12 protein-coding genes, 2 tRNA genes and 1 riboswitch are annotated in these 17,692 nt (G+C 63.4%); of the genes, 11 read left to right on the plus strand and 3 right to left on the minus strand.

Features of this window, described 5'->3' with window-relative positions:
- Positions 1-71: 71 nt before the first annotated feature.
- Positions 72-147, minus strand: a tRNA-Asn gene (locus tag NYQ83_RS00505).
- Between the two features lie 90 nt (positions 148-237).
- Here NYQ83_RS00505 and NYQ83_RS17810 point away from each other — a divergent pair.
- From NYQ83_RS17810 to NYQ83_RS00535, 6 genes are all read left to right on the plus strand, one after another.
- Complete coding sequence (locus tag NYQ83_RS17810; protein ID WP_409976935.1) at positions 238-657, plus strand: hypothetical protein; 420 nt, start codon at positions 238-240, stop codon at positions 655-657.
- Positions 656-867: riboswitch (cobalamin riboswitch) on the plus strand. Its footprint overlaps the gene before it by 2 nt.
- 336 nt (positions 868-1,203) lie before the next feature.
- Complete coding sequence (gene cobU / locus NYQ83_RS00515) at positions 1,204-1,734, plus strand: bifunctional adenosylcobinamide kinase/adenosylcobinamide-phosphate guanylyltransferase (RefSeq protein ID WP_261211321.1); 531 nt, start codon at positions 1,204-1,206, stop codon at positions 1,732-1,734.
- Positions 1,731-2,765: a cobalamin biosynthesis protein CobW gene (cobW, locus tag NYQ83_RS00520; RefSeq protein ID WP_261211324.1), complete on the plus strand. Its 1,035-nt coding sequence runs from the start codon at positions 1,731-1,733 to the stop codon at positions 2,763-2,765. Before cobU ends, cobW begins: the two co-directional genes overlap by 4 nt.
- 1 nt (position 2,766) lies before the next feature.
- Entirely contained in the window at positions 2,767-6,651 is a 3,885-nt protein-coding gene (gene cobN / locus NYQ83_RS00525) for a cobaltochelatase subunit CobN (protein ID WP_261211330.1), read from the plus strand.
- Complete coding sequence (gene cobO / locus NYQ83_RS00530) at positions 6,648-7,271, plus strand: cob(I)yrinic acid a,c-diamide adenosyltransferase (RefSeq protein ID WP_128294169.1); 624 nt, start codon at positions 6,648-6,650, stop codon at positions 7,269-7,271. Before cobN ends, cobO begins: the two co-directional genes overlap by 4 nt.
- Before the next feature lie 49 nt (positions 7,272-7,320).
- Positions 7,321-8,796 (plus strand): cobyric acid synthase, encoded by a 1,476-nt coding sequence (locus tag NYQ83_RS00535; RefSeq protein WP_261213874.1) that lies wholly within the window; start codon positions 7,321-7,323, stop codon positions 8,794-8,796.
- A 72-nt stretch (positions 8,797-8,868) separates the two neighbouring features.
- On the opposite strand, the gene cbiB is transcribed toward NYQ83_RS00535, so the two are convergent.
- Together cbiB and NYQ83_RS00545 are read right to left on the minus strand one after the other, a co-directional pair.
- A complete protein-coding gene (cbiB, locus tag NYQ83_RS00540) occupies positions 8,869-9,837 on the minus strand; it encodes an adenosylcobinamide-phosphate synthase CbiB (protein ID WP_409976967.1) in 969 nt (322 codons plus the stop codon).
- A complete protein-coding gene (locus NYQ83_RS00545; RefSeq protein ID WP_261211334.1) occupies positions 9,831-10,820 on the minus strand; it encodes an aminotransferase class I/II-fold pyridoxal phosphate-dependent enzyme in 990 nt (329 codons plus the stop codon). The genes cbiB and NYQ83_RS00545 overlap by 7 nt, the downstream gene beginning before the upstream one ends.
- A 160-nt stretch (positions 10,821-10,980) precedes the next feature.
- Between NYQ83_RS00545 and NYQ83_RS00550 the strand changes: the two genes are divergently transcribed.
- The 5 genes from NYQ83_RS00550 to NYQ83_RS00570 all read left to right on the plus strand — a co-directional run bounded on the left by NYQ83_RS00550 (position 10,981) and on the right by NYQ83_RS00570 (position 17,412).
- Positions 10,981-11,054, plus strand: a tRNA-Cys gene (locus tag NYQ83_RS00550).
- 235 nt (positions 11,055-11,289) lie between these two features.
- Positions 11,290-11,946, plus strand: a complete 657-nt coding sequence (locus NYQ83_RS00555; protein ID WP_128294166.1) for a protein-L-isoaspartate O-methyltransferase family protein — start codon at positions 11,290-11,292, stop codon at positions 11,944-11,946.
- 149 nt (positions 11,947-12,095) lie between these two features.
- Positions 12,096-13,478, plus strand: a complete 1,383-nt coding sequence (locus NYQ83_RS00560) for a TolC family outer membrane protein (protein ID WP_128294165.1) — start codon at positions 12,096-12,098, stop codon at positions 13,476-13,478.
- A gap of 327 nt (positions 13,479-13,805) precedes the next feature.
- Positions 13,806-14,555: a PopZ family protein gene (locus NYQ83_RS00565; RefSeq protein WP_261211343.1), complete on the plus strand. Its 750-nt coding sequence runs from the start codon at positions 13,806-13,808 to the stop codon at positions 14,553-14,555.
- Positions 14,556-14,706: 151 nt separating this feature from the next.
- Positions 14,707-17,412, plus strand: a complete 2,706-nt coding sequence (locus NYQ83_RS00570) for a valine--tRNA ligase (protein WP_261211352.1) — start codon at positions 14,707-14,709, stop codon at positions 17,410-17,412.
- Positions 17,413-17,692: the final 280 nt, after the last annotated feature.

Genomic DNA, 17,692 nt, shown 5'->3' on the forward strand with positions numbered 1-17,692 from the left:
GCTCACAGTTTTTGGCACCCACCGTGAAGACACGGTTTCGACTGGATCGTGGGATGAGAAGAGAAGGAAGGTGGCTCCCCGGGCCGGACTCGAACCAGCGACCCAGCGGTTAACAGCCGCTTGCTCTACCAACTGAGCTACCGGGGAATTGAGGCGCGATATACCAAACTCATCGGGCATTGCAAGCATCCTTTCGCAGCCCATTTTTGACGCATGCAAAACAGGCAGGAAGCTGAAGTGGTAAAGAACGACAGGAAGCGGCGCTCGCGCCTCCATCTTTTTGGCCGGCAGATGCCTCTGCCGCACAGCCCGCTTCTGCGTGTTGGTATCGGGATTCTGCTGGTTCTCGGCGGTCTCTTCGCCTTCCTGCCGGTGCTCGGCCTGTGGATGCTGCCGCTCGGGCTGATCGTGTTGTCGATCGATATTCCCGCGGTGCGGCGTTGGCGGCGGCGGTTCACTGTGTGGATCTACACGCGTTATCCGGGCGTGGCGCGGCGATTCGACGTGGCCGCGCCCGCGGGAAATGGCAATGGGAAGGCGGCTGTTGCCAGCAAAATCGATTCGCAGACACCGTTCGTTTCGCCGGGCGATACACGCATGAGCGAAACGGAGCGATCGGCGGAATCGCGCTTGCGACAGTCTTCCGATTCCGTTTAGTCTTTGAAATGGTTCCGGTTCCCGAATGGTGCACAGCACCTGGGGATCAAAAGGGAATGCGACAGGGATGACCCAGATCGGGATCCCTCATCCGCAGCTGCCCCCGCAACTGTACGCGGCGAGCCCCCTGCACAAGCCACCGGCAACGGGAAGGCGCAGAAGGGCGGAGACCCGCAAGCCAGGAGACCTGCCGGACCAGGGCAACTCGAACGCCGTCGGAGGGACGGCAAAGGGGATAGCATGCAAAGTTCCGGAACATTTCCGTCTGCGATTCCATCCAGGGTTCGAGCCGGCTGCGCCGCATTGATCGCCAACGATCTGCGCACCGTGCAAAGCGGTTTCGCTTCCATACGCGGGCGGTGTCTGCCGCCTGATCTTTCAGAAAACGCATCTTTGCCGCGCTGCCATTGAGGCAGTCATGTTTCCTCACGTTCAAGGCATGGCCGAGGGTCATGCGGCCTTTGTTGCGACCGGCTGGACGGTAAGCATCCGACCGCTCGCGTCGTCTGCCTTGCCCCTGGCGCGGAAACGCTCCGCGAAATCCGCATGATAACCACGGCACTCGTTTTGGGCGGCGCCCGCTCGGGAAAAAGCGCCTATGCGGAACGCCTCGTGGAGGGAAGCGGGCTCAACCCCGTCTACGTCGCGACGTGCCCTCCCGCCGACGACGATGCGGAGATGGGTGAGCGTATCGCCGCACATCAGGCCCGGCGCGGACCGGCATGGCGCACCGTCGAGGAGCCGGTCGCGCTTGCGGACGTCCTCGCCGGGGAGGCCGCGCCGGATCGGGCCCTGCTCGTCGACTGCCTCACGCTCTGGCTTTCCAACATTTTGTTCGCCGAAGAGGACATCGCCGTGCGTACGCGCGACCTCTGCGCAGCCCTTGCCGCGGCGAAAGGCCCCGTCGTCCTTGTCTCCAACGAGGTCGGCCTCGGCATCGTACCCGATAACGCCCTGGCTCGTCGCTTCCGCGATGCGCAGGGCCGTCTCAACCAGGAAATCGCCCGCTCGGCGGAGCTGGTCGTCTTCATGGCGGCCGGACTGCCTCTGGCACTGAAAGGACAGCTTCCTTTATGACAAACGCTTCGGAACGCATTCCCGCGACGATCATCACCGGCTTCCTTGGAGCCGGAAAGACGACGATCATCCGTCACATCCTCGATAACGCGAACGGCAGAAAGATCGCGCTCATCGTCAATGAATTTGGAGACACCGGCTTCGACGGCGGCATTCTTTCCGATTGCGGCAGTCCTGCCTGCGGCGAGGAGGATATCGTCGAGTTGTCCAACGGCTGCATCTGTTGCACGGTTGCCGATGATTTCCTGCCTGCGATGGAAGGTCTCCTCGCACGCGGCCAGGCGCCTGACCACATCGTCATCGAGACGTCGGGCCTCGCTCTGCCGCAGCCGCTCGTCAAAGCCTTTGCCTGGCCTGCTGTCCGCGACCGGGTGACCGTCGATGGGGTGGTGACCGTCGTCGATGCCGAGGCCGTCGCGGCCGGTCGTATGGCGAGCGACGAAGCGAAGCTCGTCGCGCAACGCGAAGCCGACCAGTCGCTCGACCATGACGATCCGATCGAGGAATTGTTCGAGGATCAGCTGCGCTGTGCCGATCTCATCATCCTGTCAAAGAGCGATCTCGTTGATGAAGCGGGCATGCTGCGCGTGGAAAAGCGCGTCGGAGAGGACAAGCGCGTCGCTGCGTCGCTCATCCGTGCCACACACGGCATCGTGCCGCCGGAGGTCCTCCTGGGTGTTGGGGCCGGGGCGGAGGACGACAGCGAGACCCGGCTTTCGCACCATGAGATGGAAGGCGAGGAGCACGAGCACGACGATTTCGATTCCTTCAGCATCGCCGTGACCGCGCCGGATAAGGCCGAGGCCGAAGCACGTATCACCAAGGCGCTCGCCATGCCCGGCGTTCTGCGCATCAAGGGTCGCCTTGCGATCGACGGCAAAAAGGTGCCGCTGGTCGTCCAGGCCGTGGGTCAGAGGCTGGAGAGCTGGTTCGACCGCGGCAACGGTGAATCGTCGGGCGAGCCGAAGCTCGTGGTGATCGGCCTGTCCGATGTCGATCGAGCGGCCGTCACGGAGGCCCTCGGAGGCTGAATTGCATATCTTCAAGGGCCAGAGTCGGGGGCTCGACGCGGCTTCCGAAGCGGTCGACCTCGATCAGAGCCCGGGCGACATCGTCATCCTTTCCGCAGCCGACACCGAGATTGCCGGGTTGGCTGCGGCGGCGAACCGGCTGGCGGATGATTTTCCGGCCATTCGGCTCGCCAACTGGATGTCGCTCGCGCATCCCTATTCGGTCGATCTCTATGTCGAGAAGGTGCTGGCCGAGGCGAAGCTGATCGTCGTTCGGCTTCTCGGCGGCGTCGGCTATTGGCGCTACGGCGTCGAGGAGACGCTACGGATCGCGCGCGGCTCAGGCGCCAAAGTGGCGCTGATGCCGGGCGATACCAAATGGGACGGCGACCTTGCGGCCGAGGGCACGCTCGGCGCCGACGAAACGCGGCTTCTCTGGTCCTATCTGGTCGAGGGCGGGGCGGAGAATTTCGAAAACGCGTTGCGGTTCTCGGGCCATCTTCTCGGGTATGACGAGGCGCCTTCGCCACCGAAGAACGTGCCGGCTTTCGGCGTCTACGAGGGCGGACGGAAGCTTGAGGGCGAGGGGCCGACTGCGGCAATCGTCTTCTACCGCGCCCTCGTGCAATCGGGTCAGACGGCGCCGGTGGAAGCGCTTTCTGCGGCTCTTGCCGAACGGGGGCTGCGGCCGCTTCCGGTTTTCGTCTCAAGCCTCAAGGCGGCGGCGGACAAAGAGTTCGTAACGGGGCTGTTTCAGGAACACGATCCTGCGCTCATCCTGAACGCCACCGCCTTCGCACTCGGCAAGACCGGCGATCCGTCTGCCGAGACCGTTCTCGATGGCGGACGGCGGCCGGTTCTTCAGGTGACGTTCGCAGGTGTGTCCGAGGCGATCTGGCGTGAACATCCGCGCGGTCTCTCACCCTCCGATCTTACCATGAACGTGGTGCTCCCGGAGGTTGACGGACGTCTCATCACCCGTGCCATTTCGTTCAAGGAAGAGGGAGCGTTCGAGCCGCGCACGCAGTGCCGGCCGATGGCGCATCGCCCGCTTGCCGACCGCGTCGCCTTCGTTGCCGATCTCGCGGCGGCCTGGGCGCAGCTTTCGACGAAGCCGAACGCGTCGAAACATATCGGCATCGTTCTGTCGAACTATCCGAACAAGGATGGCCGGCTCGCAAACGGTGTCGGTCTCGATGCACCCGAATCGACGGTGCGGCTCCTGACGGCGATGGCCGAGGCTGGCTATGACACCGAGGGCGCGCCCGAGACGGGCGAGGCCTTGATGCAGACGATCCTCGCCGGGCCCACGAACGCGATCGACGGACGGGTCGAGCGCACGGGCGGCGAGCGGCTTTCGCTCGAGGATTATCGAAAATTCTTCCGCGCGCTGCCGGAGACGGTTCAGAGCGAGGTCGAGGCCGCCTGGGGGCGGGCTGAAGACGATCCTTTCTTCGACGCTGACGAAGGTGCCTTTGCGCTCGCGCTGCATCGCTTCGGTCATGTCGTCATCGGCGTGCAGCCTGCGCGCGGCTACAACGTCGATCCGAAGACGAGCTATCATGACCCGGCCCTGGTGCCGCCGCATGGCTATTTCGCCTTTTATGCCTTTCTGCGGCGCTCATTCGCGGCCGATGCGCTCGTTCATATGGGCAAGCATGGCAACCAGGAATGGCTGCCGGGCAAGGCGCTTGCGCTGTCACAGGATTGCTTTCCCGAGGCCACCCTCGGGCCCGTGCCGCTCGTCTATCCCTTCATCGTCAACGATCCGGGCGAAGGGGCGCAGGCGAAGCGGCGCGCGGCCGCGGTCGTCATCGACCATCTGATGCCGCCGATGACGCGCGCCGAAAGCCACGGCGCGGCGGCCGAGCTTGAATATCTGATCGACGAGTATGCGGCCGCCGACCTCGTCGATCCGCGGCGCTCGAAAAAGGTCGCTGAAGCGATCGTGGAGCGAGCGGAAAGCGAAGGTTTTCTGGCCGATCTCGGGATCGCGTCGGGCAGGGAATCGCGCGAGGAAATCATTCTCAAGCTCGACGAGCAGATCTGCGATCTGAAAGAGCTGCAGATTCGCGACGGGTTGCACATTCTGGGTCAGTCTCCGGCCGGGCGGCTGAGGACCGACACGCTCGCCGCACTCTCCCGTGTGCCCCGCGGCGGAGGCGAGGCCGGGGATGCCTCGCTTTTGCGCGCACTCGCCGATGATTTCGAATTGCGCTTCGACCCGCTCGATTGCGTGCTCCATGAGCGATGGGAAGGAAAACGGCCAAAGCTCCTGGCGGATCTCACTGACGCAGCCTGGCGTACCAACGGCGACACGGTGGAGCGGCTGGAGATCTTTGCGGCGGCGCTCGTGGAGGCGCTCGTTCCCGCAGCTGAGGCGGGCGGGCCTTCAGCGGAACCTGAAAAGGTGCTGGAAGTGGTCGACGGAGGTCCTGCGGTAACACCTGTGGCCGGCGCGCTGACGTCCGATGACACGCTCCATGTTCCGCTTTCGGGCGACGGAGCCAACCTGTCTCTGCCTCGCGATGCACCGGGCCCAAAAACCGAGGCGGTGTTGACCCGACTGCGCGAGGCGATCGCGCCGACGCTCGATGGGTCCGGCCGGGCCGAGATCGCCGCGACGCTTGCTGCGCTGTCGGGCCGTTTCGTGGCGCCCGGGCCTTCCGGCGCGCCGACGCGCGGACGCGCCGATTGCCTGCCGACGGGACGCAATTTCTATTCCGTCGATGTTCGGGGCGTGCCGTCGCGCGCCGCCTTCGATCTCGGCTGGCGTTCGGCGCAGCTGCTGGCAGAGCGCTATTTCTCCGACGAGGGCGAATGGCCGACCGCGATGGCGCTCACCGTTTGGGGCACGTCGAACATGCGCACGGGCGGCGACGACATTGCCCAGGCGCTCGCGCTTCTTGGCACGCGCCCGGTATGGGAGCAGGCCTCGGGGCGTGTGACGGGCATCGACGTCGTGCCGCTCTCGGAGCTCGGTCGCCCGCGCATCGATGTGACGCTGCGGATCTCCGGCCTCTTCCGCGACGCCTTTCCGCATCAGATCGATCTCTTCCATCAGGCGGTGCTCGCCGTTTCGGAGCGCGAGGAACCCGAGGACGCCAATCCGATCGCCGCGCGTATCCGCCAGGACAGCGCCCGTTTGGGTGAGGCGGGGATGGGGGTGGACGATGCGCGCCGGGCAGCCTCCTTCCGGGTCTTCGGTTCCAAGCCCGGGGCCTATGGTGCCGGCCTTCAGGCGCTGATCGACGAAGGCATCTGGCAGGAGCGGGGAGATCTCGCCACAGCGTTCCTTGAATGGTCGTCCTATGCTTATGGCGGCGGTTCGGAGGGTGAAGGTGGCGAGCGCACACGAAAGCTCTTTGAGCGGCGTCTTAAGACGACCGACGCCATCGTGCAGAACCAGGACAGCCGCGAGCACGATCTTCTCGATTCCGACGATTATTATCAGTTCGAGGGTGGTCTCTCGTCTGCCGTCGAAACGCTGAAAGGGTCGGCGCCGAGAGCCTATCACAACGATCATTCGCGTCCGGAGCGGCCGGTGATCCGTGGTCTCGATGAAGAACTCGCGCGCGTCGTGCGTGGGCGTGCCGCCAATCCGAAATGGATCGAGGGCGTCATGCGCCACGGTTACAAGGGCGCCTTCGAAATCGCGGCGACGGTGGATTATCTCTTCGCCTTCGCGGCCACGACGTCAGCGGTCAAACACCACCATTTCGACCAGCTCTATGCCGCCTACCTCGAAGACGAGGATGTGCGCGCCTTTCTGGCAGACAATAATGCGCCGGCGTTGAAAGAGATCGCGGCGCGTTTCAACGAAGCGATCGAGCGCGGCCTGTGGGCGCCGCGGCGCAACTCGATCCACAACGAACTTCACGAGCTCGCGAACGGAGGAAGTTTATGAGCAAGGCAGAGCTGAGCGAGGACGAGCTCAACCAGAAGCACGCCGAAAAGATGCGCCGGAAGAAAGAGGCGCGAGACAAGATCATTGCCACAAAGACGATCGAGAAGGGGCTTCTCGTCGTTCATACGGGCAAGGGCAAGGGCAAGACGACGGCTGGCTTCGGTCTCGTTTTTCGCGCCCTCGGCAATGGCATGAAAGTCGGTATCGCGCAGTTCGTGAAGGGCAAGCGCGAAACGGGCGAACGCCACGCTTTGGAGAAGTTTTCCGATCAGATCACCGTGGTCTCGACCGGCGAGGGCTTCACGTGGGAGACGCAGGATCGCGAGCATGACATCGCCGCTGCGCGCGAGGTCTGGGAAAAGGCCAAGGCGATGATCGAAGATGGAGAACACGATCTCGTTCTCCTCGACGAGCTCAACATCGTCCTGCGCTACGATTATCTGCCGCTTGAGGAAGTGCTCGAGGTGATCGAGGCGCGTCCGACGATGAAGCATGTCGTCGTGACAGGCCGCAACGCCAAGGACGAGCTCATCGAGGCCGCCGACCTCGTCACCGAGATGACGCAGATAAAGCACCCGTTCCGGTCCGGCGTGAAGGCGCAGGTCGGGATCGAATTCTAGGCTCTTTCGCCAACCCTTCGGAGTTACCGTGTCTCGTACCCCCGCCATTATGATCCAGGGCACCGGCTCGCATGTCGGCAAGTCGCTTCTGGTTGCCGGCCTCTGCCGGGCTTTCAGCAATCGGGGTCTCAAGGTGAGACCCTTCAAGCCGCAGAACATGTCGAACAATGCCGGCGTGACGGCGGACGGTGGCGAGATCGGACGAGCCCAGATGACGCAGGCGCTGGCCGCCCGCGTCCCGCCGTCCGTGCATATGAACCCGGTTCTGCTGAAGCCTGAAAGCGATATCGGCGCACAGGTGATCGTGCAGGGACGGCGCGTAGCGACGCTGAAGGCGCGTGATTACACGGTGCGCAAGCCGGAGTTCCTGTCCGCCGTGATGGACAGCTTCAACCGGCAGCTCGAGGCTGCCGATATCGTTGTCGTCGAGGGGGCTGGCTCTCCGGCAGAGGTCAATCTGCGTGAGGGCGATATCGCCAATATGGGCTTTGCGTTGGCGGCAGATGTGCCGGTCATTCTCGCCGGAGATATCGAACGCGGCGGTGTGATCGCGAGCCTCGTCGGCTCCCATGCGATCCTTGATGAGGCTGATCGCTCTCTAATTAAAGCATTTATCGTCAATCGCTTCCGTGGCGATGTTACACTTTTTGACGAAGGTATGCGGATCATCGAAGAGCGCACCGGATGGGCCGGCCTCGGCGTCGTGCCGCATTTTCCGGGCGCCGCGAAGCTGCCGGCAGAGGATGTGCTCGGGCTCGAAGAACCCGCGGAGACACCGAAAAAAGGTGCTGCCATCGTGAAGGTGGTGGTGCCGCGTCTCGGCCGCATCGCCAATTTCGACGACCTCGACCCGTTGCGGCAGGAGCCGTCCGTCGAACTCGTCATCCTCGAGCCGGGCGAGGCGCTGCCGGGCGACACCGATCTCGTGCTTCTTCCGGGTTCGAAGTCGACGATCGCCGATCTGGCGGCGCTGCGCGAGGCCGGCTGGGATATCGATATCGCCGCGCATGTGCGCCGGGGGGGCCACGTTCTCGGGATTTGCGGAGGGTTTCAGATGCTTGGCCGCCTGATCGCGGACAAGGACGGCATCGAAGGCGCCCCTCAGAATGTGCGTGGTCTCGGGCTTCTCGACGTCACCACGAACCTCACCGCCGACAAGACGACGGTGCCAGTGCGGGGCGTGCATGTGGCCACGGGCGCGGAGTTCTCGGGCTACGAGATCCATGTCGGCGAGACCGTGGGGCCCGGCCGCTCCGAACCGTTCGCAATGCTCGAAGGGCACCCGGATGGGGCTGTCGCGTATGATGGGCGCGTCATGGGCACCTATGCGCACGGCCTCTTCGGCTCCGACGCTTTCAGAGGGGCTTTCCTCGCCAATCTCGGTGCGACAAGCAGCACGCGCTACGACGAGGGCGTCGAAGAGGTCCTCGATGCCCTGGCGCAGCATCTCGAAGAGCATCTGTCGCTCGACCGGATTTTTGAGATCGCGGCCTCTCGCGGTTCGCACGAGCGCAAGAGCGCCTGAGATCACGCCAGCCCAGAGCGGCGAAGACTTCACTCCTGTGACGCTTCGCCGAGGGTGCAGGAAGCGCGCCTGTTATCCCCAGATCAGGAGCGCGCTGATGGCCACCAGCGCCAGGCCAAGCAGCCATGTCGCGTCGGCGAGCCTCAATCCGCGGCGGAGATCCTTGAGCGTCGCCTCGCGGCGGCCTTCTGCGTTCAGCCAGGCGCCTTCGACGGCGTCGTTCCCGTATCTTCGTGGTCCTCCGAAAGCGAGGCCAAGCGCCCCGGCGAGTGCCGCCTCGGGCCAGCCGGCATTCGGGGAGCGATGCAGTGGCGCGTCGCGCCGCGCGGCCTTCAGGGCCTGTCTCGGGGAGGCTTCGGCGAACGCCGCGGCAGCCGCGATGAGGGGTGCGGAAAGCCGAGCGGGGACATAATTCGCAAAATCGTCGAGACGCGCCGCGGCGTAGCCGAAATCCTGATAGCGCTCGTTCTTATGTCCGATCATGGAATCGGCCGTGTTGAGCGCCTTGTAGGCGAGGAGACCGGGGAGTCCGCCGACGAGATACCAGAAGGCCGGCGCCACCAGCCCATCAGAAAAGTTCTCCGCCAGCGATTCGAGGGCTGCGCGGTTGACGCCGGCTTCGTCGAGTTGGGTGACGTCGCGGCCGACGATCCAGGAGAGGGCTTTCCGCGCCGGGCCGATGCCGCCCTCTGCCATGGCGTCGCCGACGGCCTGGACATGCTCCAAAAGGCTCTTCTGAGCGAGGAAGACTGAGACGAGCAGCGCTTCAACGATCAGAGAGAGGGGCAGTGCTGCTGCGATCCGGTTCAGCACGACACCCGCGAAGACCGCGAGCCCGATAAGGACGGCGACGGCGAGCATGCCACGCTTGCGGCGTTCGTCACCGGTTTTTCGTTCATCGTTGAGGCCTTGATCGAGCCCCTCGATCAAGCGTCCGATCCAGGCGACCGGATGGCCGATCTTCTTCCACAATTCATCCGGGTCTCCGACGAGGCGGTCGATCAGAAGGCCGAGGGCAAGAACGACAAGACGGCTCATGATGGCAAAATCTCGTTGAAAGCGACCTCGAGCCGACGAAATTCGCTCTCGTCGCCCGGAAGCCCGAGGCGGAGCGAGTCGGGTCGGTCGGTGAAGATGCGGGTCCAAATGCCGTGCGCGGCAAGACCGCGGTGCATCTCGCCCACGCGGTCGTCGCGAATGAGGGTCAGAAGTGGGGACTGGCTTTCGAACTGCAGGCCATGGGCGACGAGGAGCGCTCGGAGTTCTCGTGCCCGCGTGTCGAGGTTGAGGCGCGTCTTTTCCCGCCATTCTCTGTCGGCGAGCGCCTGACGGCCGATGGTGATCGCCAGCTGCGAGATGGGCCAGTCTCCGAGGCGCTCGCGCAGCGGCGCAAGGAGCTGCGGGTGCGCGATGATGAAGCCGAGGCGCAGTCCGGGCAGGCCGTAGAATTTTCCGAACGAACGTAGGACGACGAGATTCTGCATCCGGCTCATGAACGGGATCACCGACGTGCGTTCAGTCAGCGCGTCCTCATAAGCTTCGTCCACCACGACGAGATCAGCGTCCTGCCGGCTCTCTGCGAGCGACAGAATCGTCTCCGGCGACAGAACTCTCCCGTCGGGATTGTTGGGATTGACCAGAATGACGCTTGTGCGCGCCGGAATCTCGCTCGGCGCCCGGATGACAGGGATCTGGTTATCGAAAGCCGTGCGATAGGACGCATACGAGGTGTCGAGAAGAACCGCCTTCCTCATGAGAGAGGGGAGTTGGCGTATGACCGGCTCGATGCCGGCCACGGGCAGGATCTCGGCGCCTTCCGGAACCCGGTAAGCGTCTCTTGCTGCGGCCATCACTGAGTCGAGGTCACCCCGGGACGGCAGTCGCTCCAGGGCGACGTCGTCGAGATTGACGCGTTCCCGCCATGGCCATGCATGGGGATTGATTCCCGTCGACAAATCGAGCCAGTCGTCGCGGAAAATGCCGTAGAGAGCCCCCGCCGCCGCCGGGTCGCCGCCATGATACATTTCGTTTTCCTTTGCCCGCGGGCCTCATAGCGCAACTCAAGCCCCTGCGACGAGGCCTGGGCTTCCCAAAAAGCGGGATGCAGCCCCCCGCAGCATCTTTTTGCCGCGGGGGCTGCTTGTGCTTGTCGGACCGGCAAAGCTTTGCTACGGGAGCGCCTCTGGCCTCGTGGCGGAGTGGTGACGCAGCGGACTGCAAATCCGTATACCCCGGTTCGATTCCGGGCGAGGCCTCCAGAGCTCTCCCATCCTCGCAGAGACGACTCCCACCTCGCAGAGACGACTCACACCTCGCAGAGACGACTCACACCTCCGAAGATGAGTTCGCGTCCTCCTGTTGAGATTGTCCTAGACGGTCTTGAGCTACGATCTGCAGCTCTTTCTGCGGGCTTTTCCATGTTTGCCGGCGGCCTTGCTTGTCGCACCGCTCGACCCCCGCTAGGAAAGACGACGCAACGGTCAGGAACGAGCCATGACAGACAATGAAACCCTGCGTCAGCGGATGGTCGACAACCAGATCCGCACCCGGGACGTCACCGATCGTGAACTCATTCAGGCATTTCTGAATGTGCCCCGCGAGCGCTTCGTGTCCGGAGTGCAGCAACCTTTCGCTTATTCCGACCTGGACTTGCCGCTCGAATCGCCAGGACGCGTGCTTCTCAGTCCCGCACTTCTCGGCCGGATCATCCAGGCGATGGAGATTACACCTAAGGAGGTGGTGCTCGATCTCGGTTGCGGGCGGGGCTACGCCTCGGCACTCATGGCGCGTCTTGCCGAAGCGGTCGTCGCTGTCGAGCCGGACGAGGAGCTGCGTCACGCCGCAGAGGCCAATATGGTTTCTTTGAAAATCGATAACGTTGCGATCGTCGAAGGGTCTCTGACCGAGGGGTATCCCTCAGAGGGGCCGTACGATGCGATTCTCATCGCAGGGGGAATCCAGGTGATTCCGCCGGCGATTTTCGAGCAGCTGAGCGAATACGGCCGGCTTGCCACGATCGAGATGAACGGTGAGGCGGGGCGTGTGATGCTCTATTCGCGCGTCGGTACCCATACCAGCGGCAGGCCGGTTCTCGATGCGACGGCACCAGTCATTCCGGGCTTTGAGCGCAAGCGCGAGTTCGTTTTTTGAGGCTTTCGATGCCGGATTGCGGGGTGTTGCAGAAGGGCCGCAGCCGATAATAGAAATGCCGGAGGTCGTAGCAAAGGCGGCGAGTTTCGTGCATCTGATGTTAAAACCCATATGACCGCGAGCGGCGGTCGCAGCTTCCGGTAGACGTCGTGCTCCTGACCCCATGTAGATACTCCCTGGGCGTTGTTCTCGCCGCTACGCTTCTGGCTTCTCCCGCCGGAGCAGAGAGCATCACCGAGGCGCTCGCCTCAGCCTATTGGAACAACCCGACGATCAATTCTCAGCGTGCCGAAACGCGCGCTGTCGACGAGAACGTGCCGATCGCCAAGGCCGGAAACCGGCCTCAGGTATCCGCTTACGGAGAAATCGACGGTACGCATACTGGCGGCTATGCACGTTCTGGGCGCGTAGGAGCCGATTTCAGCCGTAACACCTCGGACCTCGCAGTCGGTGTTCAGGTTCAGCAGAACCTGTTCAACGGGTTTCAGACCCGTAATGCGGTGAGCGGCGCGACCTCCAACGTCTATGCCAGTCGCTTTGCGCTGGAAAGTACGGTTCAGGACGTCCTTCTCGATGCAGCCCAAGCCTATATGGATGTGCTTCGTGACGAGGCGCTGTTGCGGTTGCGACGCCAGAATATCGACTTTCTCGATGAGCAATTGCGAGCCGCGCAAGACCGCTTCGACGTTGGCGAGAATACCCGCACAGACGTGGCGCAGACGCGCGCCGAGTTGAGCCTTGCGCAGTCGAACCTCAGCCTGGCTGAAGCCAATCTCGTTGCCAGCAAGGCGATCTATCGCCAGGTCGTCGGTCACGAGGCCAACAATCTTCAGCTGACGTTCCCGTTCCGGAACAAATTGCCGAGCTCGCTTCAGCAGGCGCTTTCGCTCAGTCTCGACCGGCATCCGTCCATCATTGCGGCGCAATACGCCATGGATGCGGCTGCCTATGATGCGAAGCGGATCGAGGGCGAGCTTTTGCCTACCGTCAGCGTCACCGGCAATCTGCAGAAAGAGATCGGCGTCGGGCGGCCTGACAACACCGAGACGGCGCAGATCATCGGCCGTGTTTCGATTCCGATCTATCAGGGCGGCTCGGTTTCGGCCCGGGTGCGGCAGGCGAAGGAGCTTCTTGGCCAGCGGCGTATCGAGGTGGATGTGGCGCGCGAGCAGGTGCGTGCCTCGACCGTTGCGGCCTGGGGCACTCTCGAGGCGACCAACGCCTCGATTCTCGCTGCCACGGCGCAGGTCGCCGCTTCGGATATCGCCCTGCAGGGCGTGATCGAGGAACAGCGGGTCGGTCAGCGCACACAGCTCGACGTCTTGGACGCCCGCAGCACGCTTCTCGACGCCAACGTCAATCGCGTGGTGAGCCAGCGTGACCGCATCGTGGCGGCTTTCTCGCTGCTCGCTGCGGTGGGCCGGCTAAATGCAGATGCTCTGAACCTCCCGGTGGAGCGCTATCACGCGGAAGCCCATTACGAGGCCGTGAAGGACAAGTGGTTCGGTCTGAGAACGCCGGACGGTCGCTGAGGCGAACGAAACGGTTTCTTTTGTTTCGGCTGGTCTCCTCGGCTTCAGAATCGCTGGGGCCGCGGATAGCTCCATTTCCGCCAGTGCCACGCGCTCTTGCGCCTTTTATCGATGCCGGTGCCGCCCAGCGCACAGGCGTCCCGTCCCACGCGCCGCGGCCATTGCGCAGAGTTTGCTCTCTCAGACGGTGCACGCATCTCGCGTGCCCGGCCTGGGGATTATGCGTTTAAGCCCCTGGTGATGGGCTTTCTTTAACCTTCAAATGCGCATGTACAACCAAAGCGATTCGATGTGTGGAGGCTGAGGCCTCTGCCCAGGGAGCATTTTATGGCTAATCCGAGCGCGGCACAGGAACCGACCATGGAGGAGATCCTGGCGTCGATCCGCCAGATCATTTCCGAGGACGGCGACAAGTCGGAGGCGCGTGCTTCGAGGTCTCTCCGCGTCGCCATCGAGGATGACGAAGCCGAACCGACGGTGTCTTCCGCCCGGCCTGATGCCGTTCAGTCTGATGCTCCTCAGTCTGTTGCCCCTCAACATGTGACCCCTCAGCCTGGCGATGAGCCTGCTGACCCGGCGCCGGACGCCGTCGCAGAGCCGTCTGTCGTCGAGGACATGGCCGACGACGGGGAGGATGATTTTCCGGATTTCTCCGCCCCGTTTGAGACTGCCGTCGGTGTTGAGGCTCCGTCGCCGGAGCCTGAGCCGGTTGAGGAACCAAAGGCTGCCGAGACGGCGGTACCGGAGGCCGTGCAGCCTTCCTTTGGCCATCGCGCAGGGCCAGAGACGGTCGAGCCGGCGAGGTCGGCGGCGAAGGAGCCCAGCTCTATGACGACTTATGAAGCGCATGCGCGCTCCGAGGACCGGCTCTTGTCCGATGATGCGGATGAGGCGGTATCCGGCGCTTTCAATTCTTTGGCGCATACCATTCTGTCTCAGAATGCCCGCACCTTGGAGGATCTCGTCTCCGAGATGCTGCGGCCGATGCTGAAAGAATGGCTCGACGACAATCTGCCCCCGCTCGTGGAGCGGCTCGTCAGAGAAGAGATCGAGCGCGTTTCCCGCGGACGTCGCTGATCAAGCCCGTCGCGGCCCTCGGTCGCGGCGACCCCTTTCTTCGCAGCCGTTCAGGCTGCTGATCCAGACCGCTTGTTGACAGGCGGCGGGCGCACCAGTTTAACCGCGGCGGTTTCAGCGCCCGCTTCCGGGCCCATGGTGCGTTTCCCTCATGTTAGAAAAGACCTTCGACGCAAAGAACGTCGAACCCCGTATTTCCCAGAAATGGCTTGATGCCGATGCCTTCCGTGCCGGTTCCGGTGCGGAACCCGGCGCAGACACGTTCGCAGTGGTCATCCCGCCGCCGAACGTGACCGGCTCCTTGCATATGGGGCACGCACTCAACAACACGCTGCAAGATGTGCTCGTGCGCTACAACCGCATGCAGGGCAGGGACGTCCTGTGGCAGCCGGGCATGGACCATGCCGGCATCGCCACGCAGATGGTTGTCGAGCGGCAGATGATGCAGCGTCAGGAGCCGGGCCGCCGCGATATCGGCCGCGAGGCCTTCGTGGAGAAGGTCTGGACCTGGAAGGCCGAGTCGGGCGGCATGATCCTCAATCAGCTGAAACGCCTCGGGGCTTCCTGCGACTGGTCGCGTGAGCGCTTCACCATGGATGAGGGGCTGTCAGCTGCCGTCATCAAGGTGTTCGTTCAGCTCTACAAGGAAGGGCTGATCTACAAGGACAAGCGGCTCGTCAATTGGGATCCGAAGCTCCTGACGGCGATCTCCGACCTCGAAGTGCAACAGGTCGAGATGAAGGGGCATCTGTGGCACTTCAAATACCCGATCGAGGGAGAGGAAGGCCGATACATCACCGTCGCCACCACCCGGCCCGAGACCATGCTGGGCGATACGGGCGTGGCCGTGCATCCGGAAGACGAGCGCTACCGCGATCTCATCGGCAAGCATGTGATCCTGCCGCTCGTCGGCCGCCGTATTCCGATCGTTGCGGATGAGTATGCCGATCCCGAAGCCGGCTCGGGCGCTGTGAAGATCACCCCGGCTCACGACTTCAACGACTTCGAGGTCGGCCGGCGGAATGATCTCGCCATGGTCAACGTCATGGACGTGGAGGCCAATCTCGTCCTCGACGGCAACGAAGACTTTCTGCGCGACGTTTCGGAGAGTGCAGAACTCGCCGAAACTATCGCGGCTCTTCATGGGCAGGACCGCTTCACGGCGCGCGACAAGGTCGTCGCGATGATGGATGAGCGAGGTCTTCTGGAGAAGATCGAAGAGCACGTCCATGTCGTGCCGCACGGCGATCGCGGCGGCGTGCCGATCGAGCCGTTCCTGACGGACCAGTGGTACGTGGACGCCGTCACCCTGGCGAAGCCTGCGATCGCTTCCGTTCGCGAGGGGCGCACGACTTTCGTCCCGAAGAATTGGGAAAAGACCTATTTCGAGTGGATGGAGAACATCCAGCCCTGGTGCATTTCGCGCCAGCTGTGGTGGGGACATCGGATTCCCGCTTGGTACGGGCCGGATGGCGAGGTCTTTGTCGAGGCCTCCGAGGAAGAGGCGGAAGCCGCCGCTTACCGCCATTACGGCAGCCGGGTGAAACTCGACCGCGACGAGGATGTGCTCGACACTTGGTTCTCCTCGGCGCTCTGGCCGTTTTCCACGCTCGGCTGGCCCGACGAGACGGCGGAGCTCGCCCGTTATTATCCGACGAACGTGCTCGTGACGGGCTTCGACATCATCTTCTTCTGGGTCGCCCGGATGATGATGTTCGGACTGCATTTCATGAAGCAGGAGCCCTTTGCGGACGTCTACATCCACGCCCTCGTGCGCGACGAGCACGGCGCGAAGATGTCGAAGTCGAAAGGCAACGTCATCGATCCGCTGGAGCTCATCGAGGAGTTCGGCGCGGATGCGCTGCGGTTCACGCTGGCCGCCATGGCGGCGCAGGGACGCGACATTAAGCTTTCTCCGCAACGTGTTGCCGGATATCGCAATTTCGGAACCAAACTGTGGAATGCCGCGCGCTTCTGTCAGATGAAGGGCTGCCGGCTGGATACGACTTTCGATCCGGCCGAGGCGAAACTGCCGGTCAATCGCTGGATCCTGACGGAAGCTGCCCGCACGGTTGCCGCAGTCACCGAAGGCATCACGGCGTACCGCTTCAACGAGGCGGCCGATGCCATCTATCACTTCGTCTGGGACACGTTCTGCGACTGGTATTTGGAGCTCATCAAGCCGGTGCTCGACGGAGACGATGAAGCGGCCGCGGTCGAGACGCGGGCGGTTGCCGGCCGGGCTCTCGTCGATATCCTGAAACTTCTGCATCCCTTCAGCCCGTTCATCACCGAGGCGCTTTGGGATGAACTCGGCGGAGAGGGGGCCGGGCTTCTGGCACTCGCGTCCTGGCCGGAAAGTGCGTTTGGCGACGAGGCTTCAGCGGACGACATCAACTGGCTGGTTCTGCTCGTCTCGTCGATCCGATCGGTTCGTGCGGAGATGAACGTGCCGGCCGGTGCCCGTACGCCGCTCGTGGTGTGCGCGGCCTCCGAGCTGACGCAGGAGCGGCTTGCCCGCCATCAGGCGGCGATCGAACGGCTCGCGCGGGTGGACGCCATCTCGACCGCCCCGGATGTGCCGAAGAACGCGGCACAGTTTCTCGTGGGCGAGGCGACCTGTGCCTTGCCGCTTGAAGGCGTGATCGACTTCGATGCCGAACGCTCGCGCCTTGAGAAAGAGATCGGCAAGGTCGACGGCGAGATCTCACGCCTCGACAAAAAGCTCAGCAACGAGAAATTTGTGGCCCGGGCCCCTGAAGAGGTCGTTGCGGCAGAGCGTGAGAAACGCGCTGAATACGTCGCCGATCGCGAACGTTTGGCCGCCGCGCTCGGACGGCTGAGCGATACGCGCTGATCGGAGCATTTGACGGGGCCATCGCTACGGCCCCGTCGCGTGTCTATTCCTACGCAGGGTGCTTCGGCCGAAGCGTCGCCTTGCAGAAGCGTCGCCTCACATTTGTCGCGTTTTGTCGTGTGAAACGGCTCCGTGCGGAGAGTCGCTGTGGCCATTGCGCAACAGCCGCTTAGCGCGAGAAGCTCACCCCCTTAGACCCATTAACAAGCGCCACGTTTCAGTCATAAACGAAGCGCAGGCGGAGCTTTATGGCGAAGGCTCCACCTGGGGCAAGAGTTCA

The sequence above is a fragment of the Afifella sp. JA880 genome, assembly GCF_025379905.1.
Lineage (GTDB): Bacteria > Pseudomonadota > Alphaproteobacteria > Rhizobiales > Afifellaceae > Afifella > Afifella aestuarii.

Excerpts from the sequence above, each read along its gene's own strand:
- cobU (WP_261211321.1), top strand. The coding sequence starts at position 1,204 with ATGATAACCACGGCACTCGTTTTGGGCGGCGCCCGCTCGGGAAAAAGC.
- cobW (WP_261211324.1), top strand. The coding sequence starts at position 1,731 with ATGACAAACGCTTCGGAACGCATTCCCGCGACGATCATCACCGGCTTC.
- cobO (WP_128294169.1), top strand. The coding sequence starts at position 6,648 with ATGAGCAAGGCAGAGCTGAGCGAGGACGAGCTCAACCAGAAGCACGCC.
- NYQ83_RS00535 (WP_261213874.1), top strand. The coding sequence starts at position 7,321 with ATGATCCAGGGCACCGGCTCGCATGTCGGCAAGTCGCTTCTGGTTGCC.
- NYQ83_RS00545 (WP_261211334.1), bottom strand. The coding sequence starts at position 10,820 with ATGTATCATGGCGGCGACCCGGCGGCGGCGGGGGCTCTCTACGGCATT.
- NYQ83_RS00555 (WP_128294166.1), top strand. The coding sequence starts at position 11,290 with ATGACAGACAATGAAACCCTGCGTCAGCGGATGGTCGACAACCAGATC.
- NYQ83_RS00565 (WP_261211343.1), top strand. The coding sequence starts at position 13,806 with ATGGCTAATCCGAGCGCGGCACAGGAACCGACCATGGAGGAGATCCTG.
- NYQ83_RS00570 (WP_261211352.1), top strand. The coding sequence starts at position 14,707 with ATGTTAGAAAAGACCTTCGACGCAAAGAACGTCGAACCCCGTATTTCC.